The sequence below is a fragment of the Ktedonobacter sp. SOSP1-52 genome, from assembly GCF_016587395.1.
In genome coordinates this window covers 735,702-761,326 of sequence record NZ_BNJH01000006.1, presented here as the reverse complement: position 1 = coordinate 761,326, position 25,625 = coordinate 735,702, and the positions used below count along the sequence as shown (strand labels likewise).

Sequence of the window (25,625 nt, the reverse complement as noted above, 5' to 3'; positions counted from 1 at the left end):
AAACCAGCCAAAAAGGGGGGCTCGCGGATATGACGGTGGGAAGAAAGTGAAAGGGCGCAAGCGGCATGTATTCAGGATCACGAGGGTGGAAAACGCCTCCTGAAGCCGCTCAAATGCCGCTTTCCTCGACTCAAGCTGATCTGGGTCGACAGCGCCTACAAGAAAGGCGGTTTCGTCGCGTGGGTCAAGGAGACGTTGGGCTGGGAGGTAGAGGTGGTGGAACACCCCTGGAGCGGCCAGCGTGGCGTCTGGGCACCAAAGGACACGGTCATCGATGGGGAGAAGATCCGCCCCAGTGGCTTCCACGTGTTGAAATGGCACTGGATTGTCGAGCGAACGTTCGCCTGGCTCTCCACGTGGCGCAGACTTGCCAAGGACTCCGAGGTGCTCCCGAGCAATGAGGAAGCCTGGATCTACCTTGCCATGGTTCGGCTCATGGTCAGACGTATGGCACAAAACAGCTCCTGAAGCCTTTACACACAGTCTCTCATATCATTTTGCGTTCGAACTGACCACACTCAAAGGTCGCGGTGGCCGAGAGCACTGAGTGTGGAATGGATGTGCAGATCGTTCTCGGGTGAAGCATAGTGGCTCTCCTCTTGCTGGGCGCTATGCTGACAACGTCGGGGAATTCTTCTCCATCGTGAGGAAAAGGCCCTCAATCCTGCATAATGTCTCGTGCTTCTTCTAACTGAGCAGCAAGTTCGCGTGAGGCAATCGTTTTGGGGTGTGAGTCTCCCAAAGACCGCAAACGGATCTGGAGAGCACGTTTGGCCCGAGGATATGCCTCGCTCATTGTCCCCTGAAGCTGGTGGAGCACAGCCAGGTCGTGGAGCGTTTGGGCTGTCTCCGGATGATCCTGGCCCAGACGCTGTTCGCGGATCTGCAATGCGCGCTGGAACAGTGCCTCGGATTGTTCATAATGGCCCTGTTCTCGGAAGAGAAGAGCCAGACCCTGAAGGGGATACGCTATGATATGGTGCTCAGAGCCAAGCGCCTGCTCAAAAATAGCAAAGGCTCTCCGATACAATTGATCAGCTTCCTTGCATTTGCCCCACTCGCGGTAGAGGTCAGCCAGGCTCACAAGCGTAAAAGCCACATCCAGATGGTCCGGGCCTAAGGTCTGTTCCTCGATGCGCGCTGCACGCTGGAAAAGCGATTCCGCCAGTTCATACTGGCCCTGCTTCCGATAGAGGTCGCCCAGATTGCTGAGTGGGCCCGCCAACCGAAAATGCTCCTGTCCCCATGCCCGTTCGCGGATCTGCAGCGATCGTTGATACACTCCCTCGGCCAGCTCGTACTTGCCTTGCTCAAAGTAGACATTTCCCAGGCGGATGAGCGACAAAGCGACCTCAGGATGCTCTAAACCCCTTGCCTGCTCTCGGATCTGCAGCGCTCGTTGCTGCAACGGCTCTGCCAGCTTGTATTGGCCCTGCTCATAATAGACCATCGCGAGCCCTTCGAGGGGGTACGCGACTTCTGGATGCTCCAGCCCCAACGCCTGTTCCAGCACGCGCTCAGCAGACTGGAAAAGCGGTTCTGCCTGTTCATAGTCGCCCAAGAGTCGATAGAGATAGGCAAGTTTGCTCTGCAAAGAGGCAACGTTGGGATGTTCCAGACCGAACAGCTGGATCTGGATCTGAAGCGCTTGTTGATACAGCGATTTCGCTCGTTCGTACTGGGACCTTTGATCCAAATAGTCCGCCGCTTTCAGGAGCAGATGAGCGAATTCCTGGTTCTGGAGGCAAGCCGGAAGAGCTGCGACGCAGGTCATCACATGGGGAAGCAGTCGCTCACATGGTTGCCATATTTCTGTCCCGCTGTCACTCGTGATTGGCGGAAAGGCCGCATTGAGCAGGTGGACCACGCGCTGCTGCCACTGCGTGTGGTCCCGTTCGCTCATCTGATCCTGCAGGATCACCTGGACCAGGCGGTGCAGCGAGAGCGTTTGCGTCTCGGACTGCCGTTGCACCAGCGAGAAGTTCCGCAACGCAACGATTGCCTGATCGAATTGGTAGAGATCTGTGACAAAGGGATCAGCAGTTCCTTCGGAAGCGGCGGTTCCATCAAGAAAGATTTCCTCAGGAATACCTTCCGGTGCAAGAAAAGCGCACAAACACAGCAGATCAGCCGCGAGGGAATGTTGTTGCCTCACCTGCTCGTAGGCCAAACGAAAGGTGGTGGTGACGGGGTGAGGATGATCGCGCCCCAAGGTTCCTCGCCGTCCCAGCAGCGGGGCCCGTTGTTGCTGATACCGTTGCAAGTAGTCGCTCAGACCGCATCCCGCTTCTTCGATATAGGCACCAGCCTGGTCGAGGGCCAGGGGTAATCCTCCCATCACCTTGACAAGTTCCTGGGCAGTCCCCCACTCAGAAGGGTGTGGTTTGCTCTCGTCAGACCTCATTTCTTTGTTGAGATGAGCACGCCGCAAAACAAACGCTGCCCCCTCATCGAGCGTCATGGGTGACAACTCAAGGCTATGAGCCAGGGTTCCCAGGGAGGAGCGGCATGTGGTGATGAGAGTGGCTCCCTGACGGGCCGGAGGGAGAAAGTGTTGGAGTAGCTCCGGGTCCTCAACGTTATCCCAGATCAACAGCCACGTACCATTCGTGGTTAGCCAGTGCTGCACTGCCGCCACCATCCGTTGCCGATCGCTGTCTCCACGCTCCGGGAGCTGGAGGTGTCCGGCAATGCGACCCAGACTCGCCAGAATGCTCTCAACCGTTTCCCCCTCAATCCAGAAGATCGCGCTATACTCCAGCGCGTAACGATACGCATACTCCAGGGCGATCTGGGTTTTACCAATCCCACCAAGCCCATATAATGCATAGGATTGGGTGAGAGCCACCGCCTGGTCCGTATGCAGGTGCTGATGCAACTGGTCAAGCAAGGCACCTCGTCCGGTAAAGAACACATTGCGTTGATAGGGCACAGACCAGTGAGGCGAAAGCGCGGTCAGACTGGCTTCGAGAAGCTGTCGTGTTTCTGCTTCGCTCAGTTCAAGCAAACGCCCCAGTTCCAGGACGATACTTTTCCCCTCAGGGAGATAGTTGCCCTGTTCCCAGGACCAGATGGTATTACGATGCACGCCCAACAGATCAGCCAACGCCCTTTGACTGAGACGTTTGCGCTTGCGAAACGCCTTGAGTATATCTCCGAATGGTGAGATGAGCATAAACGGTGTCCTCTTTCTCTCCTCACAAGAACGGTCACACAAAGTCATAGTGAATCACAGCCGCACTGTGATGCTGCTATCGTAGCATAGAACAGGTAACTATTCCATGGCAGCACACGCCTTTTCCTGGCTTGTATGCCTGGAGCCATTCTCTTTGGAGTCACAACCTTTCATGCATCTTCTGTTAAAAAAAGCTCACCGGAGGGGTTGTGTTGCAAAAATGCTGGCGAGTGTGGTAAGCTCTGCATTTATTTGACAAGGAAGAGGAGTTCCTTCCATGAATCAGCAGCATCCATTCAAATGGCGTCATTTTCATCAAACGGCTGACAAAGCCGGGGATGGGCTTTTTCTCCTTCGAGACAGCATGGCGAACCTTACAAGGATACGAGATCATGAACATGTTACGGAAAGGACAAGGACAAGGGATAGAAAGAGGAGATGTGGGTGGTCTGGTTGCGTTGGTTGCCAAGCTATTTGGAATAGCTGCCTAAACTCATCAAAATGAACCACTCTTTCACCCAGCTTCTTTCCTTTATCATTCTTGCAACACAACCGGTCAGAGAACTGTTCGTCTATCAGCATACCCCTGGCATAATCACACACATCCGCCACACCATCGATGCCCATCAAAGTTGTGGCGAGGTGTCTGGATGCCCAACCAGCTACAAACCGGTCATCCACTACCAGGTTCGTTTTCTGACCACGCAGGGCAGGCTGATAGAGACAGACATGCAGGCCGATCGCACCTACAAGCTCAAGGAAAAGGTCTCCATTGCCTATGATCCTGATGACACACACCAGGCCTATGATGTCCCCCTCGTGCAAAGTGCAGGGCGCATCGCAGGCCATCCCCTCTTCTTCATCGTATGTTTTCTCGCTACCCTCCTTTGCTCCTTGGTTCCCTTTCTTGAGTTCTTTCCTTTCTTGCTTTCAAAGAAAGCTCACTCTGACCCGCGCTCTCCCACAGGATGACCCGTAGGCGCCACACTTCCCCAAAGGGGCATACCATGTGGTGCTCTCCGTTCACCACCAGACCAGCTCCAGATCACACACATACCAGATACCTACCAAAGCAAGAATCAGCAGCAGCCACGACCACAGCCTCCACCAGCACGCCAGCATTGGGAGGGAGATCTGGCTCACCCACTACTTCTCCTTCCGATTGTTGTGGCTGCCTCGTCTTGCTCATCCTCATCAACCTTTTCGTGTCCAAGCAAGAATGCGGTATACTCAATGATAGGAGGATGACACACATCCCTGACCACGCTCTTACACACGCTGGGAGACACGAATGAGCATGGACAACACCTGGCACAGCGCATGTTCACGTTGCGGAGCCTCTTCCGTCATCAGCATCAGATACCGAGCTACAAACACCCATTCATTATCACTTCCATAAAACAGGAGCAGCTGCTAGCCTTTGTAGCGTACACGCTTTTCATAGCGCCGTTGGAGTGAAAGGTTACGCTCGATTCCCCCTTCAATATTGTCTGAAACAAAGGCCGGAACATCTTTGCCACGCGATTGCAATACGTTGACTATTTCGCTATTCAAAAGCTGAGCAACCAGGACACCTATCAACGACGAGGCCGAACAGATCTGCTCAGATGAAGGCAACGCCAGCAGCGTATCGCCACAGCTCGTACAATTATCGATCACAATGTCAGCAAGTTCATAGAGCTTCTGACCGCCAGGATGGCGTGAAGGGGTCTCCCTTGTATGCTTCAGCGATGTGAGGACAATGAGCCGGTGCTGGCGCTGTTTTATCTGAAGAGCATATTCAACAACAGCGGCATTAACCCCCGATTGCGAGGCAATCAAAAAGACATCGTGCGGTTCGATCCGGTGGTAGGAGAGTAATGCAGCTCCCGCCGTCAGGTCACGCTCACATTCCAGGCTACGAACACGTTTCAATGACCAGTCACCATAAAGTGCGAGATCTTCAAAATCGATGCGATTAATCGGCGCGAGACCACCGGCACGATGGACCAGTTCGGCAGCGAAGGCGCGTGAGTGCCCTGATCCAAAGGTGTGAATGACACCTCCATATTCAATGCATTCGGCACAGACCTGCGCCGCTTGCTGAATGGCTTCGGTCTGTGTTGTGAGAAGTTCTTCCTGTATGTGGAGGAGTTGTAGCCAGCACGCTTGTAGCGAAACAGGTTGATCGTGATGTTCGTTCATATTTTTCCTTTTTTGCAACACAACCCTTTTATGACGCGACGGTCGGCTCCTGCATACCTTCCTGCATAGAGGCCCTGGACATATTGGGGGTATTGTGGGCAAAGCCGATATTGCCACGGTGATCGACCATGATCAGGCCACCGGTTCCACTGGCCCTGGCGCCCAGCACTTTGATCGCAGCCTCGGCTGCCTCCTGAGCATTCATACCACCAGCTACAAAATCACTGGCACGTTTGGCAATGAGCAGACGGATGAAATCCTCACCATAGCCGGTACAGGAGACAGCGGCATCTTCGTCGGCGTAGTAGCCGCAACCAACCAGCGGTGAATCGCCGACGCGTCCGGGATATTTGTTGAAGATGCCACCAGTTGAGGTGGCGGCGGCTAAATGCCCCTGGCTGTCGATGGCGACCGCGCCGACCGTGCCATGCTTCTCCCCTTCCTGGAGCTTGCCCTCGTCGAGCGCCTTACGTGCCGCTTTCCAGCGTTCGTGCTGGTCCTCGGTGAGCAGGTCTTTTAGCTCACACAGAGAGATGCCCCTTTCCTGCGCAAATTGTTGTGCCCCTTTGCCGACCAGCAATACATGCGGGCTTTCCAGCACCTGGCGCGCCAGCGAAATGGGATTTTTGATCAGCTCGACGCCCGCGATTGACCCAACCTGCAAGGTGTGCCCTTCCATCATGCCGGCGTCCATTTCGATCTTGCCGTCCAGGGAGAGGTAGGAACCGGTGCCCGCGTCGTAGAGTGGGTTATCTTCCAGAGATCTCACAGCGGCTTCGACGGCTGCGAGCGCGGTCCCGCCGCTCTGTAGCACGTTCCAGCCAATGGCGGAGGCTTCTTTGCAGCCCTTGCGCGCGCCCTCTATTCTTTCAGGAGCAATGGTTCCCGCTCCTCCGTGAACAATGATAGCGATAGGCATAAATAATGTATGTACTCCTGGTGTTTGATATGGTTGGGTCCATTGTATCATGCAACCTGGCTGTATTGCTAAACGGGGCGCGCCGCCCGCATGAAGCCGGCCACCCGCAAGGGGTGGCCGGCTTCATGCGGAACATGAGTGAGATGTATGACATCGACTCTTGTGAGGCTTGACATATATGTGCAGTAATGCCTGGAATTTTGCCCTACCTCACCAGGGGCAGGACATCGGGCATAACGGGCAATGTTTCCCTCACGTTTCCAGTTGTATCTGATAGGGGTTTCCTTAGGACAACGATCAGCAACCCCTCTCAAGCCTCTACCAGACTAAGTGCAGGTAGCCAGAAGAAGTGCAAAAAACCTAACCAGGCGCCGTAGAGCAGGAGAATTATTCCTGACAGAAGAGTACTTGCGACAGCTAGCGTCAGACCATTGTCGTTGCGTTTCCACCCCCAAATGCGTCCGCACTTCATGGAAGGTCAGCTCCACCTGCCACCGCAAGACAAACCACTCGATGATTTGGGTGGGGCTGATCGCCTGATCGATACAGAGCAGTGCCTGGGGAGAAAAATGGGACTGCGGATCACGGAGCAAAACCCAACAGATGGGAACGGGCGGCAAGCCGTTGTGATACCAAATGGCCGTGCCGCTCGCCACTTCCACCAAGTGTTGCTGCCCGCCATACCAGGCCACCGGGAGTGCCTCCCAGTTCGTCTTAGGATCTACCAGTCTGGCTTGCAGTGTCGGTTGGCAAGCCCCTTTCTTGCGCGGACGCCCGTTGGTCCCGGGTTTACGAACAGGAGCAGGGTCGTATAAAGCGGCATCCAGCCGCAAACGCGTAATTACCGTAACTGGTGCGAGCAAACCAGCCGCACAAGCCAGCAATTCTAAGACCGCATAACTGCTCCTGCCGGTAGACCGCCTTCTCGCTGGTTGGCTGGCTGCTTGTTCATGGGTATTCCTCCCCGATGGTTGTTGTTTCGGTATCGAGTATAGTAACCTGGCATTGGAAAAATCTTCTCCTCGTTTGCTCTCATTGCCAGCCCTTACCTGCTTTATCCTGCCTGCTTCACCTTTGCCAGCCACGCTCGCATGTCGGGCTCGTGCTCTTCGTGGAAGTGGCCGAAGATGAGGGCGCCGGTGAGCCGCTCGCCCTCTAGCCAGGGGAAGCGTTGGGGATCGTTGAGCTGTTCATCGCTCAAGGCGTTGACGGCGGTGACCAGTTGCTGGAAGATCTCGCGCGAATCGTTGAGGACGTCAGCGAGAGGGCGATCCCGGTTGGTCTTGTAAATCCAGGCGTTGATCTCGTCAACGTCGTCGTCCTCATCCAATTCCCCCATTTCTGCTGGCCAGGGTGGTGTCATGTCTATAGTGGGATCGAGCGCTGCTCGGAAGCGCAACACCGTTCGCCTGCGCCACCCGCTTATGTGGGCAACGATATCCTTGATCGACCAGCCTCCTGCGACCTCCGGCTGCGTCATGTTCTCCTCGCCAATCTCGTCGAGCAATGCCAGCCATGCCGCCTGCTCGCTCTGCATCTCAGCGAGAAGCTGCTTTTTGCTGATGGGTGCGGATAAAGGGCGCCCTGATAATGGAGATTTCTCACCGACTTATTGATCTCGTGAGAAAGCCCGTGACAGGCGCCCTGCGGAGGTTTTCCGTCGCCTACCTTTACCTGTCTCTCACGAGGTCAATAAGAGAAGTATTTTTAGAAAGGAATACCCAATGATCCAGATAAACAAGCCTTTAATACTGCTTTGAACAAACACTACAGGTGCCCAAAAGGCATAATGGGACGTATTCCGGGGAAGTGATGGTGCGCCAGCATAGGCCAGAAACTGCCTGGACTCTTCATCTGCTGGATATCCAGCCAACAGATACAATGCTAGAGAACCGGTCGAGAAATCACGCAGCCTCCTGAAGCTCAGGAGAGAGATGCACTCACTTGAGCGGGAAAGCAGGCAGTGCTTGGGCTAAGCCACTCATCAGCACCCGTGTCACCTGGCTCGCCAACTCTCCTGGGGGCGAAACCACCTTCTGCTCGTCCCATTGGTGGAAACATTGGAAGCCGGTCCCAAAAATTGCCCAGCTCGTGACCATGGCAACGGTTTCCAGATCGATCTGCTGGTCCAATCCAGAACCGGCAACTGATTTGAATCCTTGCCAGAGCAGTTCAAAGAGGGCTTCTTGCAGGGTGGTCACCACCAGAGGGATCAGCGACCGCTCAGCTGATCTGGTCGACTGGTGTAACTGCGTGAGCCATTCAACGACGCGCTGAATGAGCAAGCGGAAGGTGCTTAGGCTCCAGGGACCTGAGCTGAGCACTGGATTCGCGACGCGCTGCTGAAATTGCTCACGCAGCCAGCCTTCCAGGATTGCAGACTTGTCCTCAAAATGGCTATAAAAGGTGCCTCGATTGACCCTCGCCCGGTCAGTAATATCCTGCACCGTCATCGCGTGAAAGCCCTTTTCTGAGTAGAGGTCAGAAAAGGCTTGCAGCAAGAGGTGCCGCGTGCGCAGCACGCGTGGGTCTTCTCTCTCGTTGATCTTCCTCTGCTCCATATGTTCCTTTCGCCGCTCAGTATGTTTTCAACAGTTTGCTTCATGTGTGGTCTAACCGACAGAAACGCCTCTTTGTCCAGTATCTAGATGGGATCATCCAGTAGCATTGTATCCAACAGGAGGTTGTTCAACAACTATTCCCAACTTCCTGTGTTGACAGACTTCAGGAAGCGCCATCTGGATCGGAGAGATGAGTACGTGATCAGGACGGTTTCAGGAAAAAACCCGATGGACAGGAGCGCTTTCGCCTTATTAAGGGGTGTTTTCACCCAACGTTGAGATTGGAGAAGAAGTGATGTTTCAATTTAACGCTCCCCTGGTTCAACTAGAATTGGCCCGGGAAATTACCCCAGGGGTCATCGTGCTTCCTGACCCGCACATCAACCTGGTTCCTAATATTGGGATCGTGATTGGCACGGATGCTGTGCTGGTCGTTGATTGCGGCCTGGGGAGAGAAAATGGCAAACGAGTGTTCCAGAAAGCAGTAGAGGTGGCCAGAGGAAAGACTCTCTTGCGTGTACGAGGATGAAGCACATAACACGTTCGTGGACCTATGACAACTTTGCCTCATTGCTCGCTCAGTACCAAAGCGCGGAGATAGACAAGGTTGCGCAAATGGTGGAGCAAAAGCTGGAAGCGCTCATCACAGAAGTGACACAGGGAGATAGTTTTCGCACGGTACACTCTTATAGAAAGAGGAGAGTGCAATGACACAGATGCTCCTTCCCGATCCCGAAGAGTTACCACTTAAAATGCGCACTCACCCAACGGTTCAGCATGCGTACCAGCAGCAGACACAGGAGACACAGGCATCTGGATCGTCCGGTCCTCTCGATGTGACCTGACTACGGCAGATGTGCATTGAGGCAGGTGCGGACGACGTGAGCTTTGTCTCGCTTGCCAGACCCGAACTTGACGATCAACGCGCCAACATTCTTGCGCATGCTCCTTTTGCTCGCACACTCATCAGTTTTGTGTGCAAGATGAATCGCGAACCTATCCGCTCGCCCGCTCGCTCCGTTGCCAATACTGAGTTTCATGAAGTAAATGACCAGGTAAAAACGGTCAGCCATACTATCACTGCTCGGCTCCAGGAGCAAGGGATTCGCGCCATGAATGAAGCGGCTGGCTTCCCGATGGAGGTGGGACGTCCTCTGGAACAGCGGAAAAGTGGGTGGTCTCCCACAAACCCGTAGCTGTTGCTGCTGGCCTGGGTATGATGGGGCTTCATCGGATCGTTATTCACCCGACCTTTGGCAACTTTATCTTGCTGGGGACAGTGGTCATTGACACTGATGTCAGCGAAGAAAGCCGTCCCGTGGCGTATAATCCCTGCCTTGAGTGCAAATTATGCGTGGGGCCTGTCCCGTGGGGGCGATCAGCCCTGATGGCAACTTCGATTTCGCGGCCTGTTCAACACACAACTTCTAGAGTTCCTTGGCGGCTTCAATGAGTGGGTGGAAACCATCGCCGAGAGTCCCAGTGCAAACGCCTATCGCGAGTACTTCACGCCAGCAGAAACACTGTCCATGTGGCAGAGCCTGGCCTTTCAGCCCAATTATAAAGCGGCATATTGCATGGCGGTCTGCCCGGTAGGAGAGGACGTGATTGGCCGTATCTCAGAAATCGCAAAGAGCATGTGCAAACGGTCGTCAAACCGCTTCAGGAGAAGGTGGAACTGGTCTATGTCAAAGCAGGATCTCAAGCGGAAGCGCATGTACGCCGCCGGTTTCCCCACAAAATCGTGCGCCAGGTGAAACGAGGAAAATAAGTGGCTCAGAGACAAACATAACATTGTCGCACAGCCTGATGAGTCGGCACTGTCATGAATCCAGCCGAGAGCAAAGTTGCCATCATCTCATACCAATCCTCGCTTGGAGCAGCGAGTGCTCCCCAGCGTCCAGGATATGCCAGGTACGACCAAACGCACAGGCGTCGCAGTAGTCGCGGACTATGCCCGCGCAAACGGGACATTGCTCCCCATTAAACCCGGCAGTGAGCCCTACCTCTACTTGTGCTGCGTCATGATACGCTCAAACTCATTGATGGCGCTGGTCCTGACGCTCTGCGCACGGATCAGAACAAAGCAGAGAAAACTGGTGCGAATGAAAAAGAGCCCGAACGGCAAACCGTCCCGGAAAGTGAGCATCGCGATCTGTCCCAAACGGTGGAAATGGCGAAAGAACAGGCGCAAACCAGCACATCACCCAAATGCACGTTTTCTCGAATGGTGGTTTCCATCGACCTCAAACGATTTACGGACAGTGGCGTCACCGTGGTAGAATGTCCTGGCTGTTGATGAAAAGAGCCAGGGGTGGCAGCGATGCATGCATGCATGCGTACTCGCCAGTTGAGGCTTGCACGCATGCATGTTGAGATGGCTGGGGCTGGTTCCATCAGCCATTCCCTGCTGCTCGCTTGCTCAGTGCTAAAGAGCAGTCCAGACCCGACCAACCACCTTTTCCGGCTTGAGCACAATGACCACGCGAGAAGCCCGCTGGGTGGCCTGGGTCCAGGATGCCGCTGAGAATTGCTGACGTTGATCTGCTGGGATATATTTCTCCATAATCGCGTTCCAAAGCTCAGGATAACGCTCAAGCCCAACAATCTCAGCGCGTCCGTAGGCCACCACATAGGTATATGTGACTGGATCATTGACAATCACCGAGATGTTGGGACCACGCACGATATTGGCGTATTTGACGCTCGCTTTTTGGGTGCTAAAGAGGAACGATTCACCATCCCATACAAACCAGACGGGATTGAGTTGAGAGCCTTTCCCCACCCGGTTCGTTGAAATGATGGCATCATGAGGTTGTGCGAGAAATGCTTGTAATGCATCTCGATCCATATTGAATGCGCCTCCTTTTTTGCTAGTTTGACCAGGAAGAGCTGCTGCACCCGAACCTCACCCGGCTCATGGAGAGGTTTGTCAGCGCACAACAGCGTTGTGTAAGCAACGTTTTAGTGTATACTACACAATTGGAAGGATAAGGCACGCTCACGCGTTCGCGCAATCAGCAAAGAGCGCGGATCGTTGTATAGACAACAGGAAGGGGAACGTGTTGGTTTTCTGGGGGCGTGCACGATTGAACGATTGCGAGGAAAAAGATGTCCAGAGTTGGAAATTCCAGCGACCCACGAGTGCAGCGGACCCGCCAGTTGCTGCTAAAGGCGTTCATGGCCCTGGTCCAGGAAAAGCGCAATATCCACTCCATTTCCATCCAGGAGATCGCCATGCGCGCCACCGTCAACCGGGCCACGTTTTATGCACACTTTGAAGACAAATATGCGCTTATGGCGGACTGGTCACGCGAGAAGTTTCAACGGGCCCTCGCGAACGAACTCCCTCCCTCTTCCAGCTTGCAGAAGGAGACCTTGCACCTCCTGATCTTGGCCGTATTCGACTTTATGGCGCTCTCGCGTCGGTATTACAGGCCATCCAATAGGCAGTTTGAGCTACTTTATGAGATGACGATCCAGCAGGAACTCTATGATCTCCTTTTGCGCTGGCTCCAGCAGGTTCCATCAGAGATTCCCTTGCCAGAGGAGACCATCGAAACCACGGCGCAGGCCCTCAGTTGGGCGATCTTCGGTCCCGCAGCGCAATGGAGCGGTGGGGACCAAAGCATCTCGAAAGAGGTCATGGCCCATCATGTGTTGGCCATCGTCGTTGCTGGCTTGTCTCCTGTCGTCACAGTGACGTAACGGAATGCGTCGCACCAAAGGCAGAGCCTATCCAGACGACAAGGATGCGGCAACTACCAACAGTATTCGGGGTATTTACAACTTTTTCTGATGATATCCCAGATGTGAAGCGGTTTGCTCAAGTAAATTGGTTGAAGTCGCTCACATTGGAGGGCAAGTGCTTATGTCCAAGGGCTAAACCTGCTCATATCGGAGGACATTTACCAGTAGGCCCCTCCTGGGCCTACCTCATTCTTCCTTGTTATGATTTGGCGTGCTGGAACGCTGGTTTCTCTCCTGATGGCTCGTTTGCTTGCGGTTCGTGGCTTTGACGCCATTGAGGTGAGTCCGCGCTGAAGGCCACATGCGATCTCTCGAAAAATTCACCGAGAGCAAGGTAGGGAGTCGTTTGCGGTGCTGGACGGAGCATCGAGAGGAAGCGCCGCCTCTCCCTGCGAATAGGCATAGCCGTCTTTTTGGTGTAACGGCGTACAATAACGGGCGTGAATGCCCTCGACCATGCCGAACGGACGATTCGTGAGCTTGAAGTATCCATCGGTTTTGATGGCAACCCGCCCTACATACACCCCGACCTTCTTCCCTCTCGTGACACGGGCGCGGACCAGGTCTCCGGTGCGAAAGCCCTGCACCCGGCTCGGCCCCTTGGCTCGTCCGACTGGGAACCCCTGCTCATCAACGTTCACCATGCGCCTGGCCTGCCGACCCCTCGCCTCGATATTCCAGGGGCGCACGTGCTGGATCCGCAGGCGTTCGGGCGTGGAGCGTCCGCAGCAGGCCGCATCGATCCAGTGCCTCTTGGGGAGATTCCGGCTCGTCCTGTTCCACTTGGTGAGCCCGCCAGAGCCGGTTTCCAGCGGCATCCCCAGCCTCTTGAGACTCTCGTACAGCGCCCACCTCGTACTGTTCACCGCGGCGGCGTCCCTCAGGGGCGTTTTGCGCTGTGCCTGCACCCGCGCAAGCACCTCCGGCCGATCGGCCAGGAACGCTTCGAGCGTTTGATCGGCTTTGCATTGGTTACATGTATGGCATGTGATCACCAGGTTGGCGATCTGGTCGCTTCCCCCTCGACTCTGGGGCACCGCGTGATCGATCTCGAGCGCGACGCCGGTGACCTGGCAGTAGGCGCACCGATATTCCCATTTGAAGGATAGGGGAATTAGCATCTCATCCGGGGATGAGAGGGTTTTCTCCCTCCACCGAACTGAACGTGCCCGTTTCCGAGCATTCAGCTCTCCCTCATATCTTCTGGCTTGTCCCATAGCTCTCTGTGGTGGTGTGACAGGCATGGCAGAGCAGTTGGAGATTGCTCGTTCCATGTTTGCCTCCTCCTTTCTGAGGTTGGATATGATGTGCCTGTAACTGCTCCGGTTGGAACGTTTGCTTACACATCTGACAGATCGGCCCAAGACGAACCAGCAAGTCTTGTCTTGCGATGGCGTATTTGTTTTGTGCCGAGGTGCCATTCCATGTTTCCTGTGCAATCGGATTTTCTTCTGCAATTGCGAGATCAACGTCCTCCGCCAAGTATGGGTTGGGTATTCCGCCTTTTGGTGAATAATATTGCTTGAATGAGATATCATTCATTCGAGCCAGAAACACCTGCCCGTATCCCAACGTTTTCTGTCCCTTGTGATTTCTCTGCGTGAGATATAGGTCATACAGTTCCTTCTTTCCCATATATCCCCCGTGTTTCTTCCGATGGAGCCATTTCCAGAATGCTTCATATGTCCAGTGATCAAGCCTCTGCCTGACCCAGGATGATTGCACATACTGGTAGTAGCGTGCCCATCCTCGTATGACCCGGTTGACCGCTTGCAGTTTGTTGACCACATTGATGTTTGGTTCTGCGAGCAGATCGCGGATCTTCTCCTTGTATCGCTCGACACTCTTTTCTGTCGGCGTCACATACAGCACTTTCCGTTCTGGCTCCGAGAGCTTTGGTCGCCGCTGGATGTGAAAACCGAGAAAATCGAAACCATCATTCACATGGGTAATCACTGTTTTCTCTGGCGAGAGCGTTAATTCGAGATGTTGGAGAAACTCTCCAAATTCCTCTTTGAGCGCTTCCGCTTCGGCCTTTGGGCCGTTGGTGAGCACCAGAAAATCATCGGCATATCTCAGCAGTTGGACATTTCCTTTGCCTTCTTTCCTTCGGCGTTCTCTTCGTCGCGTTGACATCGAGTTGTACTGCTCCTGCCAGTGAAGGTCCATTTCATGAAGATAGACGTTTGCCAGCAGGGGCGATGCTATTCCACCTTGTGGCGTTCCGACTTTGGGAGTGTGAAGAATCCCTTCTTCCATGTATCCCGCTTTGAGAAAGGCCCAAATCAGGGATAACAGACGTTCATCTGCAATTCGTTTTCTGAGCACCTGCATCAACTTTTCGTGCGAAATATTATCAAAACATCCTTTTATGTCTCCTTCAACGATCCAGAAATATTTTCCCTTCTCGTTGCAGAGTCGTTGGAGATGGTCGATAGCCGTCATGGTTGAGCGTCCGGGTCGGAAACCGTTGGAACACGGCAGAAAATGACTCTCGTAAATTGGCTCCATAACCATTCTCAGGGCTTCTTGTACCATTCTGTCTCGAATGGCGGGAATACCAAGCGGCCTCTGTTTTCCGTTGGCTTTCGGTATATAGATTCTCCTGGCTGGCATGGGACAATACGTTCCTTCTCGTAACTCTTCTATGGTCTGGTTGAGCATGGCAAGCCATTCCGAGACAGGGAGTTCCTGCCCGTTGATGCCATCCACCCCTGGAGTTTTCGCTCCGTTGTTGGACATGATGGCGCTGCGTGCGCTTTCTAACCAGTTGATATCTCGCACGTACCGATACAGATTGTCAAACCGATGCATCGGTTGGTACAAAGCCTTTGTTGCAAGACTTTTCTGAACTCTGGCTATTTCCATTACAAATCCCTGGACGAGGCCAGCGTTGCCTGGTCCCACAAACGATATGACTATGCTCCTTCGCCCTGTACGCGGCTTGTTCCGCGCTCCGTGAGAGGATCGTGATTTCCTCCGACTACTACGAGCATTCCGCCCTGTCTCTATCACTTCAGTCTACCTACCCATCCCGTTGCCGGGCCGATAAAGACAGTTCCCAAGTTCACGACAATTGTTTCAAAGCAAGTTCTCCGTAGACGCCGCCTATACACCTTGACGCCATCTCCCCGATGACGCTAGAGAGAGTGACTGAAGGTTGTGCAGCCTACAGTCAGTTAGGGTCTAGAGGAACCCGTTCACGCCTTCTCGCCGTAGACGCTACCTCTCTCTGTCCCTGTCGTTTCATCCCGTTTCGCTCAGGTTGTACCTTCTAGGTGCCTCATCAGCGGTTCGTTTGCACTCATCATAGAGACTCTTTCCCTCGGCGCTAGCGGGGCATTTCGGGCTACACCCTTTCACGTCTTTGTCGGCGGGCTTCACACCGGAGATGTGGTAGTCATCCCCCGCGTGCCGCTTAGGGAAGAAGGAACTGCACTCCCTTCTGGCTTTCGCCTTTCAATTATCGCGCTTCTTGGCGCACGGCCAGCAGGTACTGGCGCACTTCGGTCCCCCTACAGGGTGCCGCGCTGGTAGTCCACCTCCTCGAGCGAAGGGGGTTGCAGCAGCGCCACGTCAAAGCGCACCAGTTCCAGGGAGAGCGCACCAACCAGACACCAGCGGGCAAGCCGCCTGGCCCAGCAGAGCAGATGCTGCACCCGGCTGAGCAACGAGGGGGCCAGCCAGCCTTTGGGGCGGCGGCGATTGGCAAAGCGGGCCGCGCGGTACCGGGTGTGGCGGCTGCGCCGGGAACGGCGGGCTGCCCAGCGCTTGGAGAGGGCTTCATGAACGGCCTGGCTGCGGTGCGTGAGTTCCGCTGCCCACACCACTTTCCCAGAACGCTCGTTGACCACCGCGATCCCGCTGGTCTGGGAGCCAGGGTCCAGTTTGACCCGCAGTGGCTCGACCACGGCTTCTGGGCTCGCCTCTTTCAGGATCAGGACCAGGGGGAAACGCCGCAGGATCGCGGCCTTGCGGCTCTTGAGCAGGAGGCGTGCCCGCGCTGGGGTCGTGGGCATCAAGGGCCTGCGCTGCTGATCGACGATCAAAATGCGTGACATGTGCTCGCGCCCTTTCTTTCCCTTGCGGGACCCTCGGTAATGAGGAATCGCTGCCCGGTTGCCCGGACAGGTAGAGTTTTCCTCGCCCCTGTATGTCTGGCGGTCATCTTCCCGATACACTGGCTTTGGACACCCCATCAACCTGTTTAACATCGGGATTGAAGAGCATACGGCTGGAAAAGCCACCGAATGGTCCGAACGGAGGTACCTCCAGACAACGGCTCCGCGGTGCGAACACCGCGGGGGCTGGTCAGCATCGGGGCTTGCCCCAGACCGCACGAGGCGGTTTCGAGCAAGCCCCCAGGTTCACCTATGGGTCGCTGACATAAAACCTTTCGCCTGGGATGGGCGTGCTATGACTAACCATAACACGTAATCATCTCCTGGAGGCATAGGATGAAGACCATTAGCGTAAGAACTCAGAAAAAAGATCAGGTAATTGATATTACTGACACTATTGAACGCTATCTGCGCCAGGAAGGCCCGGAGGATGGACTCTGCTCCATCTTTGTCGCCCATACGACCTGCGCGTTAACCACGGCCGACCTGGACCCGGGAACGGACCTGGACCTGCTCGATGCCCTACGCCATATGCTCCCCCATCTCTCGTATCGCCATCCACATGACCCACATCATACTCCCGATCACCTGCTCTCGTCGATTCTTGGCCCCGGTCTCGTGGTCCCTTTCTCAGATCGTCGGCTGATGCTCGGTACCTGGCAGAGCGTAATCCTGGTAGAGCTAGATGGTCCCCGCGAACGAACCCTCCATCTGCATGCCTTTTGAAAATGGCCACACTTGGAGCAATGTGAATACTCTGTTAAAAGTGTTTTAAAAGTGTGTACTATACACTTAGTGTGTGACCTCGACCCTGACGTGTTCGTTGAATAGAGTGAGTGGAGAAATATAGAGCCTCCACTGTGATTGAGGCTTGGTCCCTCGAACTCGCGTCCACGTACTGCCTCCTAAGATAAAAAAGAGAGCAAAGCCGGAAAGGGCCGGTTGAGAGCGGGGAAGGAAGTATCAAGTACAGGCTTAACAGTCAGGCCAGGAACATCAAGTAAGAGATCATTGTGGCTCAGCGATCAAGGACGTTCCTTGGTGTCACCTTCTCTTGTTTACAAGCGAAAGGAAACATCATGAGCCTACTTGCTCTCTTTCGACGTCAAATGACACAACCTCCGATGGAGGTCATCCAGGCGGCATGTGAGTTCTATGGGCACTCCCCTGAACGTGTGCCAGCGTTGCGTGCGGAGAAACTGCGTGCGCTCTCCGACGACGTATGGGTCGTTCGCCTCAGCGAGCGTGAAAGCGCAGTTGTCGCGTATACGCCCGGTGCGCGCGAAGGCGCGGCAATAGCTGCCCCATGGTATGAGTAAACCGCCTGGAGCAAATTGAGAGCATCGCAATGGGTCCCTCTCTGGCCATTGGGCCAGAGAGGGACCCATTTTCGTCCTTATCGCTATGATAGCGTGCTATTCTGTCTGATGTTGTATACTATGCATGATTGAGAGCTCCCGTGCTACAGCGGCGGGGGTTCCAGGTGTTCGTTCCACGCTTCCAGTCTTGCGTGCCGAAGCAGAAAGGCTGGCTCTTGTGTCGGTTCCCCTAGACTTTTGGGCAGACGCGCTCCGGCTCTGGGAATGCCAAAGCTTCGGGGCAGCGCCTGCCCCTCTTTCGCGCGTTGTACGAGACGCTCATGTGCTGCCCGCAGGCGCGCTTCCGCACCTTCCCAATACCCCTGGTATCGGGCACATGAGGGAGTGGGATCTGCTGGATCAAGGTAGGCAACAAGAAACGCCGAGTACAGGTCGCGTTGCACCGGACCGATACCACATTCGCACTGATGCCATCGCTGAGAGAGCGGCTTCTTTGCCCGCTTCCCACATCCATGACACCATTGGCTCAGAGCTGTCGTGCGTGTAGGTACTTCTACCAGGGTGCCGCCCGTGCTTGCAACGGTGCGCCTCAACAATTCAACAAACATCCCTGGAGCTCGCAGTCCCACACTCTTACCAAACTGCTTTTGCCATGCCTTGTAGAAAATCTTTTCGATGATGATCGTGTTGCCCAGCGCGAAGACTTCATGCACCTTGCGGCCATGCAGGCTCTTACGATGCGCTGCCAGCTTGCGCTCTTTGTTTGCTTTGCGTCGTCGCGTGGCCTGGTAGTGCTTGCTCTGTTTCCATCGCAGCTTCACTTTGCCCTGCTTCTTGATGCGCCCCTTCTCGTCGTAATGCTCAGGATTGGCCGCTCGCCTCTGCCGATCCATTTTCCGTTGCAAACGACGAATGGCTTTGGCATCGGAAGCCAGATCCCCGCAGAACACCTCCAGACTCGCCTCCCTTTCCTGGGGAACAAGGGCCAGGGTGGAGGGCCACAGATCCCCTCCAACGATGCCTGTGCCAACCGTGTGCTTGGGTTTATGATAAGGCTTGCCTTCCAGGGCCAATTGGACCACATAGCGGTAGCCTTGTGCATCAGCTCCTGTGGCTCTGGCTCCTGGTCAATGGGTGGGATACTTTCAACGGTGTTGGCTGGCTCCTCTGGCTCCGGCTCCTCTCTGGGGTACCGGAAACAATTCTCCTGGCTTCTTCTCATACAACGCCGCCAGCCTGCGCCGATAGTAGGCCTTGGGCTCAACATGCCCATTCTCTCAGCGACTGATCGTCGTCACCGCAACACCTAATGCATCCGCAACCTGCTGCTGCGAATAGCTATTCAAATCACGGACCCGCTTGAGCACATTCTTCATCCTCATCCCCTCACCCTACAGCCACTCTATCCGGGTCACCTGGCCAGGATAGATCGTCACCTGCACCCGCTCCGTCGTTCCCAGCGAGGTCACGGTATAGTTCTCGGGCGCTAATGCTGGAAACACCCCAGCCCACAGATCCTCTCCCTCCCACGTCTGCGATGAGTTTGGGGTCAACTTGCCGTCTTATGAGTGCAAGGAGATCGATACCTCTTGCAAATCAAGGTGAATAGGATAGGAAAGGACACCATATCATAAAGAGCTTCTCGAAAGGTATTGTGAAGCTCACCTATGAACCGCAGTTCTGATGGGTCATCGGTTCGCGCCTCACAACCTTTTCTCTGGCTCGCATGTCGTGAGACAAGCGTGCGGAGCCTTTGTCTGGAATGAAGAAGGAAAACCCGCTGGTATGTCAATGGCGAAATGAAAGATACAGCCATGTCCAAGCATATCGATCAAGATACCTATGGATATGGATATTTCTCGGAGCGTTTTTCTCCCTATGACATCACTTTTCAAGGAACTGTAGAAGTTTTCTGGTGCCAGGATGCTGACTGCATCCATGGCGGACTCGCGTGGGCGCGCCCATTTAGCGTGACCGCCAGCTAGCCAGGAGAGAATGCTTTCCGTAAACGAGAAGAAGCGCGCGGGCAGGTTGAGGCTTGCTCGCGCGCTTCTGGATCTGGATTGGGGATCGCTCTATCTGTGGATCCGGCGCGCCAGAACACCAGGAGCGCCAGACCTGGTCTTGGGTCAACAGTTCTTCAGAGAAGGCCTCCCCTTCACGGCCAACCGATATATAGATACAAGGAGAACAGATCCGGCTGTTGAACAGACCCAGTGCCAAGCTCACTCATCTTCCATGTCTGCATCTCCTAAAAATCAGCAAATCCAATTCCTTATCCGGACCAACCACACTGGCCCAACCTAGAATCTCGCAAAGACTCCCCTCTTCAACCACCACATGCCCTTGCACATACAGATAACAGTGCTCCACCTGAAATTGCCGCTTGAAGGCGACCGCAATCACGCTGGCAGTAAGAGGCGATTACCAGAAGGCACCGTCGTAAGAGCTCACATCTTTTTCTCACATTCTGGCAGATCAGCCTTCTTTCTGCAACACAGCTTGTTTTTTATACGACTTCAGAAATTGAGCAAACCAGTCGATCTCTCTTTTTGGAGAGGATGCTGATTGTATCAGTTTTTCTTCGTTCGAAAAAAATGGTTCCTGGCAGATGATAAGCGGAAGATACTGAGAGATAAGGAGCGAAACAGATGGCAGATATTCCCAACTTGCCACTTTTTGATGAAGTCGCAGCATCACTACGAGAAAAAAGGAGGTATCAGAAGGAACTATCGGAGCAGGAAGTTGCTCAGATTATGGAAAGCGTCGTTCGAAGTCTGCTGGCAGGACAAGCAAAAATCAAAGCAGTTGTTCCTAAACCAACAGTTCATATTGAGCATGAGGTCGGTACCGTTTCTGGGAATGTTCGTGTAGAAGCTCCAATCAAGGCCACTATTACCGTTGACTGTGCTTTAGAGAACGATGTAGTTCCGCAACACTTGAAATTAATAGGATCGACTATTAAAGAGGATGCGCCATTGCCAGCAAAGCTTGCCCTTAAAGCTCTCAATCTGAAACAGAGAGTGAGTGAGAAGCTGGCTGATCCTAATCAGGCTTTGGGCGCTGCGTTAGCACGTCAACTACAGTCAAGAGGGGTAAGGTTAACAGATACAGGGTTGCATTTTCATGAGCGTATGCTGATTATTGACTTAAAAGGTGAGCCGATGAGCACCAGTAGATAAGCCGGGTGAAAGACGCGAGCCACATGACTTTCAGGACGTCTTCGTAGGATGATGCATCGGCAATGCTGACAAGATATATGGCATCAATGGCGAGGGAACAAGCGGCGGGCGATCCCGACCGCTCGCTCATACTTTTCTTTTCCTCAACATCGGTGCGAAAGTACCCATTCCTTTGGAAGTGAAGCCGTTCACTCCGCTCCTCATCAACATTCACTGCCCCATTCTCTCTCACAATTTCATACACACGAAATGCGCACAGCAATCATCCCTGGGAAAGAGCGCAAGAAGAGTGACCCGCTTTTCCCTGGGGAAAAGCGCTCCGAGAAAAAAGAGCAAGTCACAAGAACTCACTCTTTCGCCTAAAATATGGATCAAGCCCAATATAGGCGTGGGGTTTGATCTGTAGTATCAAACGCTTCAACACACTTGTATACCGCACCAGGATCAATCAAGGACCTCCAGCACATCTCTCCCGAAACAACAGCACAACATTCCTGGCAGGTAGCTCCTCTGCTCCATCACATGGCAAGGCACCAGCTTCAATGGCTTGCATTTGTTCCTAACACACTGGTTCATTCCATACCTGGAATCGCTTCTGCTACACGAAAGAGATCAATCATGCTATACTTTCTGCATGATTGACCTCTTCTTGGTCGTCACCACACGGCCTCGCCGGTTCCGTTGCATAGTCCCGGCGGAAGCTATGTGTATACAAGAACAAGCATTCGAAACGGTTACTCGGAAACATGAGTTGATGGCTTCAGGCCATGTGTGCAAAGAGAGGCAGGAAGGAAGGTTGCTGAGTCATCCATGACCGGGGCATTCTCGCCACGATCTCTGTAAAAAGGGCAACATATAACAGGCAAAGACGCATATGCTGGCTGGAGAAAATGCATCGCATTTTTACGCTTATTGACCCTTCTTAAGGCTTGCTAACCTTCCCTGCATTTTAAAAGAGAAAGGTTATTTCTTATGTATACATCACTTCCCCAGACAAGCGAAGAATTTGAACAACGAAGTTGGGCAGAGATCGAGCCCTGGTATCAAGAATTATCCTCAACCACCCTCTCAGCGGAGACACTCTCTCCCTGGCTATTACAGTGGTCACACCTTGGCGCACTCGTTGACGAAACCATCACGCGCCATGAGATCGCCTGTACACAGAATACAGCCGACCAGGAGCGCCTTTTGCAGAAACAGCGCTTCCAGGATGAAGTCTATATCTATATCCAGACCTATGAGCAGCAATTGAAGCAGCAACTGTTAGCAAGCGGTCTGGAACCAGAGAATTTTGCGATACCACTGCGTAACCTCCATGCCGAGGCTAGCATTTATACCGAGGCGAATGTAGCCTTACTGAATGACGAGCGCAATGTGGGCACTGTCTATCAAAATATCATTGGTGAACAGACAGTACAGTGGGAGGGTGAGGAGAAGAGCCTTGGTTCTCTCTATCCTGTCCTGCGTGATCCTGAGCGCGCACGTCGCGAGCAGGTCTGGCGCACAATGAGTGAGCGCAAACTGGTTGACCGGGAGGAGTTGGGGAAATTATGGGCTCAGGGTATCCAGGTTCGTCAGCAAATTGCGCAAAACGCTGGCTACGACAGCTACCGCGAGTATCGCTGGCAACAATTGCACCGTTTTGACTATACTCCCGATGACTGTAAGCATTTCCATGAGGCGGTTGAGCAGGTATTTGTGCCCGCCGCCAGTAAGATCTGGGAGCAGCATCGCCAGCGCTTAGGGATTGAGAACCTGCGTCCCTGGGATCTCGCGGTCAACTCGCGCTCAAGTCAGGCACCGCGCACTGTCTCCGACGTACAGGGCTTCTTACAACAGTGCCAGGGACTATTTCAGCATATCGACCCTCAGCTTGGTGCCTATTTCCAGACCATGCTGCAAGAGGATCTCTTTGACCTGGATGATCGTCCCTCCAAGGCGCCTGGCGGCTATAACCTGGCGTTAGAGGTCAGGCATGTTCCCTTCATCTTTGGGCGTGTCACGCTGCTAAACGATGGCATAGGGCTCATCTCTCACGAGGCCGGGCACGCCTTCCACACCTTCGAGATGCGCCCGCTCTCGTACCTGCAACAGCGCAAAGAGTCTTTCGTGCCCATAGAGTTCGCTGAAGTGGCCTCGACGAGTATGGAGTTTATTGGCTCAATGCATTTCCACGAGGTTGGATTATGTGCGCCTGAAGAGGCTGCCCAACTTCGCATAGAGCACCTGGAGGGGATTATTACGCAACTCTTCCCCCTGGTCGCGTGCGGTGATGCCTTCCAGCACTGGGCCTATGAGTATCCTGAGCTAGCGACAGATCCCGCTCGCTGTGATGAGAAGTGGGTTGAACTCTCGCAACGCTTCTACCCCGACGTGGATTGGAGCGGCCTGGATGCGGTCTACCGCTCTGGTTGGCAGAACACGCTCCATTTCTATTGTGAACCGTTTTACTTTATTGAATATGCCTTCGCGGCACTGGGCGCTATCCAGATCTGGAGCAACTACCTGCATAATCCCCAGGATGGGCTACAAAAGTATCGCTATGCGCTCTCCCTTGGAGCGACCCGCACCCTCCCAGAGCTCTTTGAGGCCGCTGGCGCAAAATTTGCGTTTGATAGGGAGATGCTCCAATCGACGCTTACACTCTTGACGGACACACTTCATGAACTGGAAGTAGCGCAAAATCGCGTGTAAATTGGCCTTTTAAGGTCTAGAAGCCAGAGAGAGTGAGCGGGCCCATATGCGCAATTGCGCATATGGGCCCGCTCACTCTCTCTGGCTTGTTGCAATTTTGCTCAACTTCTGTTAATACTTAACCTCAGGCAATTACTAGTAAAGGATAGCGCACTTGTGACCACATCAACCCCACCACCAGTCATAGGGAATTTAGTTGCATCTACCCTCCTCCCCCTCACACCCAGACGAAAGTATCTGTATATCACGCTCATGGTGCTGGCAACCATTGTTTGGGGCAGCACTTTCCTCGTTGTGCAAGAGACCATCAAGCTGACAGGCGTCTTCACCTTTCTGACCCTGCGCTTCTCATTGGGAGCGCTAACCCTGATCCTGATCTTCCATAAGCGACTGCGCCACATGAATCGCTATGAACTGGGCGCGGGAAGCTGTATTGGCCTCTTTCTCTTTGCGGGCTTTGCGTTGCAAACATGGGGGTTGCGCTATACAACATCCAGCGAGGCCGCTTTCATCACAGGGCTCTATGTCCCCTTTGTGACAATCCTCTCGCTCTTTATCCTCAAACAGAAGCCGACCCGTATGGCGATTACTGGGGTCGTAATCTCCTTTGTGGGCTTAACATTGATCTCTTTCAATAAGAATCTCGTGTTGACCTTTGGTTTAGGTGAGCTACTTGTGCTGGGCTGTGCCGTTGCCAATGCGCTTCATATCGTAACGATTAGCAAATTTGCCCCGAAGGCCGATCCAATGAACCTCGCGATTGTGCAAATCGCGCTTACCGCTCTTCTGAGTGCTGTGGCGATTCCGCTAGCAGGAGAACCTCTGGTCCTGCCTCCCGCTCCTGTCTGGCTCTCCGTTCTCTTTATGGGGATGATTGCGACCTCCTTCTGCTTCGCGGTGATGAACTGGGTGCAGCAGTCAGTCAGTAGCACCCAGGCCACGCTTGTCTATGCGCTAGAACCAGTCTGGGCCGGCGTCTTTGGTTACACTGTCGGCGAGATGCTCACGCCTCTTGGTTGGTTCGGTTGCGCTTGCATCCTTCTGGGCATGGTCATCGGTGAACTCCGCCTCTGGCCACGACGCAGTCGCTCATAGAAGATCTTTCTCATCCCATCCACCGGAAAGCCTGATCAATAAGAGCATTGGACCTCATATTCCAGGCAAGGAAAAGGGTGCGCCAGTTTAACTAGCCCACCCTCGTCTACTTATGGTTACTACTTACTCTTCAAGGTAATCTACAGAGATAGCCAGTCTTCAATCATCTGCCTATGCTCGGCGTAATGACGCCCCGTATTGTTGGCGAGATGTTCAAAAAGTTCGTCATTTGCTAGTTCCACTTCTTCAAGGTTCTCTAGCATAGCTACTATTTGGCTGTAAGAGCTTGAGAACTCAGAGAGAATAGCAGCCAAAGGGGTGGAGCGCTTCGCTTCAACTGTAAGCGCATTAGCACGCTCGGTTGACCAGGGTTCGCCCTGGAGACCGGGATCCAACTCAATGCCATGGACAATTTCGCTAATCATGGCCTGCTCCCACCAGGTAAGATGAGCCAGGATATCCTTAATTGACCAGCTTCCCGCTACGCCGCTTTGTAGCATCTGCTGCTGGCTAAGCGGCTGGAGGAGAGCCTCTAGCCGGGCATGCTCGCTTTGTATCAGGCTCAAAAGGCGCGCTTTTCGTGTAAAGTCAAACATTCTCTATTCTCCAGTTATGGCAACAACAA

The 25,625-nt window shown here is 53.9% G+C and carries 27 protein-coding genes and 2 pseudogenes; 15 read left to right on the top strand and 14 right to left on the bottom strand.

Features of this window, described 5'->3' with window-relative positions:
- Positions 1 to 69: 69 nt before the first annotated feature.
- Entirely contained in the window at positions 70 to 468 is a 399-nt protein-coding gene (locus tag JMJ16_RS48525; protein ID WP_201393651.1) for a transposase, read from the top strand.
- Positions 469 to 658: 190 nt separating this feature from the next.
- Here the strand turns inward: JMJ16_RS48525 and fxsT are convergent, their stop codons facing one another.
- A complete protein-coding gene (gene fxsT, locus JMJ16_RS48520; protein ID WP_201393381.1) occupies positions 659 to 3,175 on the bottom strand; it encodes an FxSxx-COOH system tetratricopeptide repeat protein in 2,517 nt (838 codons plus the stop codon).
- A 311-nt stretch (positions 3,176 to 3,486) separates the two neighbouring features.
- Here fxsT and JMJ16_RS55320 point away from each other — a divergent pair.
- A pseudogene (locus JMJ16_RS55320) lies at positions 3,487 to 3,666 on the top strand (IS6 family transposase); the annotation flags it as partial.
- Between the two features lie 10 nt (positions 3,667 to 3,676).
- Positions 3,677 to 4,147 (top strand): hypothetical protein, encoded by a 471-nt coding sequence (locus JMJ16_RS48515; protein WP_201393379.1) that lies wholly within the window; start codon positions 3,677 to 3,679, stop codon positions 4,145 to 4,147.
- 73 nt (positions 4,148 to 4,220) lie between these two features.
- Here JMJ16_RS48515 and JMJ16_RS48510 read toward each other — a convergent pair whose 3' ends face one another.
- The 6 genes from JMJ16_RS48510 to JMJ16_RS48485 all read right to left on the bottom strand — a co-directional run bounded on the left by JMJ16_RS48510 (position 4,221) and on the right by JMJ16_RS48485 (position 8,839).
- Entirely contained in the window at positions 4,221 to 4,364 is a 144-nt protein-coding gene (locus JMJ16_RS48510) for a hypothetical protein (protein WP_201393377.1), read from the bottom strand.
- A 224-nt stretch (positions 4,365 to 4,588) separates the two neighbouring features.
- Positions 4,589 to 5,359, bottom strand: a complete 771-nt coding sequence (locus tag JMJ16_RS48505; RefSeq protein ID WP_201393375.1) for a sugar isomerase domain-containing protein — start codon at positions 5,357 to 5,359, stop codon at positions 4,589 to 4,591.
- A gap of 28 nt (positions 5,360 to 5,387) precedes the next feature.
- Positions 5,388 to 6,278: an isoaspartyl peptidase/L-asparaginase family protein gene (locus JMJ16_RS48500; RefSeq protein ID WP_201391596.1), complete on the bottom strand. Its 891-nt coding sequence runs from the start codon at positions 6,276 to 6,278 to the stop codon at positions 5,388 to 5,390.
- A gap of 326 nt (positions 6,279 to 6,604) precedes the next feature.
- Positions 6,605 to 7,363: a hypothetical protein gene (locus JMJ16_RS48495; RefSeq protein ID WP_201393373.1), complete on the bottom strand. Its 759-nt coding sequence runs from the start codon at positions 7,361 to 7,363 to the stop codon at positions 6,605 to 6,607.
- Positions 7,333 to 7,842: a ClbS/DfsB family four-helix bundle protein gene (locus JMJ16_RS48490; RefSeq protein WP_374229184.1), complete on the bottom strand. Its 510-nt coding sequence runs from the start codon at positions 7,840 to 7,842 to the stop codon at positions 7,333 to 7,335. Before JMJ16_RS48490 ends, JMJ16_RS48495 begins: the two co-directional genes overlap by 31 nt.
- A 376-nt stretch (positions 7,843 to 8,218) precedes the next feature.
- A complete protein-coding gene (locus JMJ16_RS48485) occupies positions 8,219 to 8,839 on the bottom strand; it encodes a TetR/AcrR family transcriptional regulator (protein WP_201393369.1) in 621 nt (206 codons plus the stop codon).
- Between the two features lie 295 nt (positions 8,840 to 9,134).
- Here JMJ16_RS48485 and JMJ16_RS48480 point away from each other — a divergent pair, with 295 nt between their 5' ends.
- The 5 genes from JMJ16_RS48480 (at position 9,135) to JMJ16_RS48465 (ending at position 11,138) form a co-directional block, all read left to right on the top strand.
- Positions 9,135 to 9,368 carry a hypothetical protein gene (locus JMJ16_RS48480; RefSeq protein WP_201393367.1) on the top strand — a complete coding sequence of 78 codons (234 nt, stop codon included), beginning with the start codon at positions 9,135 to 9,137 and terminating at the stop codon, positions 9,366 to 9,368.
- A gap of 178 nt (positions 9,369 to 9,546) precedes the next feature.
- Positions 9,547 to 9,684, top strand: coding sequence for a hypothetical protein (locus tag JMJ16_RS48475; protein WP_201393365.1), 138 nt, complete (start codon positions 9,547 to 9,549; stop codon positions 9,682 to 9,684).
- 36 nt (positions 9,685 to 9,720) lie between these two features.
- On the top strand, positions 9,721 to 10,035 hold the full coding sequence (locus tag JMJ16_RS48470; RefSeq protein WP_201393363.1) for a hypothetical protein: 315 nt from the start codon (positions 9,721 to 9,723) through the stop codon (positions 10,033 to 10,035).
- 443 nt (positions 10,036 to 10,478) lie between these two features.
- On the top strand, positions 10,479 to 10,610 hold the full coding sequence (locus JMJ16_RS56315; RefSeq protein ID WP_255553321.1) for a hypothetical protein: 132 nt from the start codon (positions 10,479 to 10,481) through the stop codon (positions 10,608 to 10,610).
- A 243-nt stretch (positions 10,611 to 10,853) separates the two neighbouring features.
- A complete protein-coding gene (locus tag JMJ16_RS48465; RefSeq protein ID WP_201393361.1) occupies positions 10,854 to 11,138 on the top strand; it encodes a hypothetical protein in 285 nt (94 codons plus the stop codon).
- A 129-nt stretch (positions 11,139 to 11,267) separates the two neighbouring features.
- Here JMJ16_RS48465 and JMJ16_RS48460 read toward each other — a convergent pair whose 3' ends face one another.
- Positions 11,268 to 11,690 carry a TIGR03618 family F420-dependent PPOX class oxidoreductase gene (locus JMJ16_RS48460; RefSeq protein ID WP_201393360.1) on the bottom strand — a complete coding sequence of 141 codons (423 nt, stop codon included), beginning with the start codon at positions 11,688 to 11,690 and terminating at the stop codon, positions 11,268 to 11,270.
- 260 nt (positions 11,691 to 11,950) lie between these two features.
- Between JMJ16_RS48460 and JMJ16_RS48455 the strand changes: the two genes are divergently transcribed.
- Positions 11,951 to 12,547, top strand: a complete 597-nt coding sequence (locus JMJ16_RS48455) for a TetR/AcrR family transcriptional regulator (protein ID WP_201393358.1) — start codon at positions 11,951 to 11,953, stop codon at positions 12,545 to 12,547.
- A gap of 362 nt (positions 12,548 to 12,909) precedes the next feature.
- Here the strand turns inward: JMJ16_RS48455 and JMJ16_RS48450 are convergent, their stop codons facing one another.
- The 3 genes from JMJ16_RS48450 to iscB form a co-directional block, all read right to left on the bottom strand.
- Positions 12,910 to 13,710: an HNH endonuclease gene (locus JMJ16_RS48450; protein WP_236602051.1), complete on the bottom strand. Its 801-nt coding sequence runs from the start codon at positions 13,708 to 13,710 to the stop codon at positions 12,910 to 12,912.
- A gap of 73 nt (positions 13,711 to 13,783) precedes the next feature.
- A complete protein-coding gene (ltrA, locus tag JMJ16_RS48445) occupies positions 13,784 to 15,403 on the bottom strand; it encodes a group II intron reverse transcriptase/maturase (RefSeq protein WP_201393356.1) in 1,620 nt (539 codons plus the stop codon).
- Between the two features lie 701 nt (positions 15,404 to 16,104).
- On the bottom strand, positions 16,105 to 16,770 hold the full coding sequence (iscB, locus tag JMJ16_RS48440; protein ID WP_236602050.1) for an RNA-guided endonuclease IscB: 666 nt from the start codon (positions 16,768 to 16,770) through the stop codon (positions 16,105 to 16,107).
- Positions 16,771 to 17,046: 276 nt separating this feature from the next.
- Between iscB and JMJ16_RS48435 the strand changes: the two genes are divergently transcribed.
- Together JMJ16_RS48435 and JMJ16_RS48430 are read left to right on the top strand one after the other, a co-directional pair.
- Positions 17,047 to 17,436, top strand: coding sequence for a secondary thiamine-phosphate synthase enzyme YjbQ (locus tag JMJ16_RS48435; protein WP_201374815.1), 390 nt, complete (start codon positions 17,047 to 17,049; stop codon positions 17,434 to 17,436).
- Between the two features lie 353 nt (positions 17,437 to 17,789).
- Positions 17,790 to 18,029, top strand: coding sequence for a hypothetical protein (locus JMJ16_RS48430; RefSeq protein ID WP_201393354.1), 240 nt, complete (start codon positions 17,790 to 17,792; stop codon positions 18,027 to 18,029).
- A 143-nt stretch (positions 18,030 to 18,172) separates the two neighbouring features.
- On the opposite strand, the pseudogene JMJ16_RS48425 reads toward JMJ16_RS48430, so the two are convergent.
- Positions 18,173 to 19,147: pseudogene (locus JMJ16_RS48425) on the bottom strand (AAA family ATPase); the annotation flags it as partial.
- A 159-nt stretch (positions 19,148 to 19,306) separates the two neighbouring features.
- Positions 19,307 to 19,411 carry a helix-turn-helix domain-containing protein gene (locus tag JMJ16_RS48420; protein ID WP_201393353.1) on the bottom strand — a complete coding sequence of 35 codons (105 nt, stop codon included), beginning with the start codon at positions 19,409 to 19,411 and terminating at the stop codon, positions 19,307 to 19,309.
- 432 nt (positions 19,412 to 19,843) lie between these two features.
- Here JMJ16_RS48420 and JMJ16_RS48415 point away from each other — a divergent pair, with 432 nt between their 5' ends.
- The 4 genes from JMJ16_RS48415 (at position 19,844) to JMJ16_RS48400 (ending at position 25,000) form a co-directional block, all read left to right on the top strand.
- Complete coding sequence (locus tag JMJ16_RS48415) at positions 19,844 to 20,014, top strand: hypothetical protein (protein ID WP_201393352.1); 171 nt, start codon at positions 19,844 to 19,846, stop codon at positions 20,012 to 20,014.
- 666 nt (positions 20,015 to 20,680) lie between these two features.
- Positions 20,681 to 21,211, top strand: coding sequence for a hypothetical protein (locus JMJ16_RS48410; protein ID WP_201393351.1), 531 nt, complete (start codon positions 20,681 to 20,683; stop codon positions 21,209 to 21,211).
- Positions 21,212 to 22,183: 972 nt separating this feature from the next.
- On the top strand, positions 22,184 to 23,905 hold the full coding sequence (locus JMJ16_RS48405) for a M3 family oligoendopeptidase (protein ID WP_201393350.1): 1,722 nt from the start codon (positions 22,184 to 22,186) through the stop codon (positions 23,903 to 23,905).
- A 156-nt stretch (positions 23,906 to 24,061) separates the two neighbouring features.
- Positions 24,062 to 25,000, top strand: a complete 939-nt coding sequence (locus JMJ16_RS48400; RefSeq protein ID WP_201393349.1) for a DMT family transporter — start codon at positions 24,062 to 24,064, stop codon at positions 24,998 to 25,000.
- A 140-nt stretch (positions 25,001 to 25,140) separates the two neighbouring features.
- Here JMJ16_RS48400 and JMJ16_RS48395 read toward each other — a convergent pair whose 3' ends face one another.
- Positions 25,141 to 25,596: a DinB family protein gene (locus JMJ16_RS48395; protein WP_201393348.1), complete on the bottom strand. Its 456-nt coding sequence runs from the start codon at positions 25,594 to 25,596 to the stop codon at positions 25,141 to 25,143.
- Positions 25,597 to 25,625: the final 29 nt, after the last annotated feature.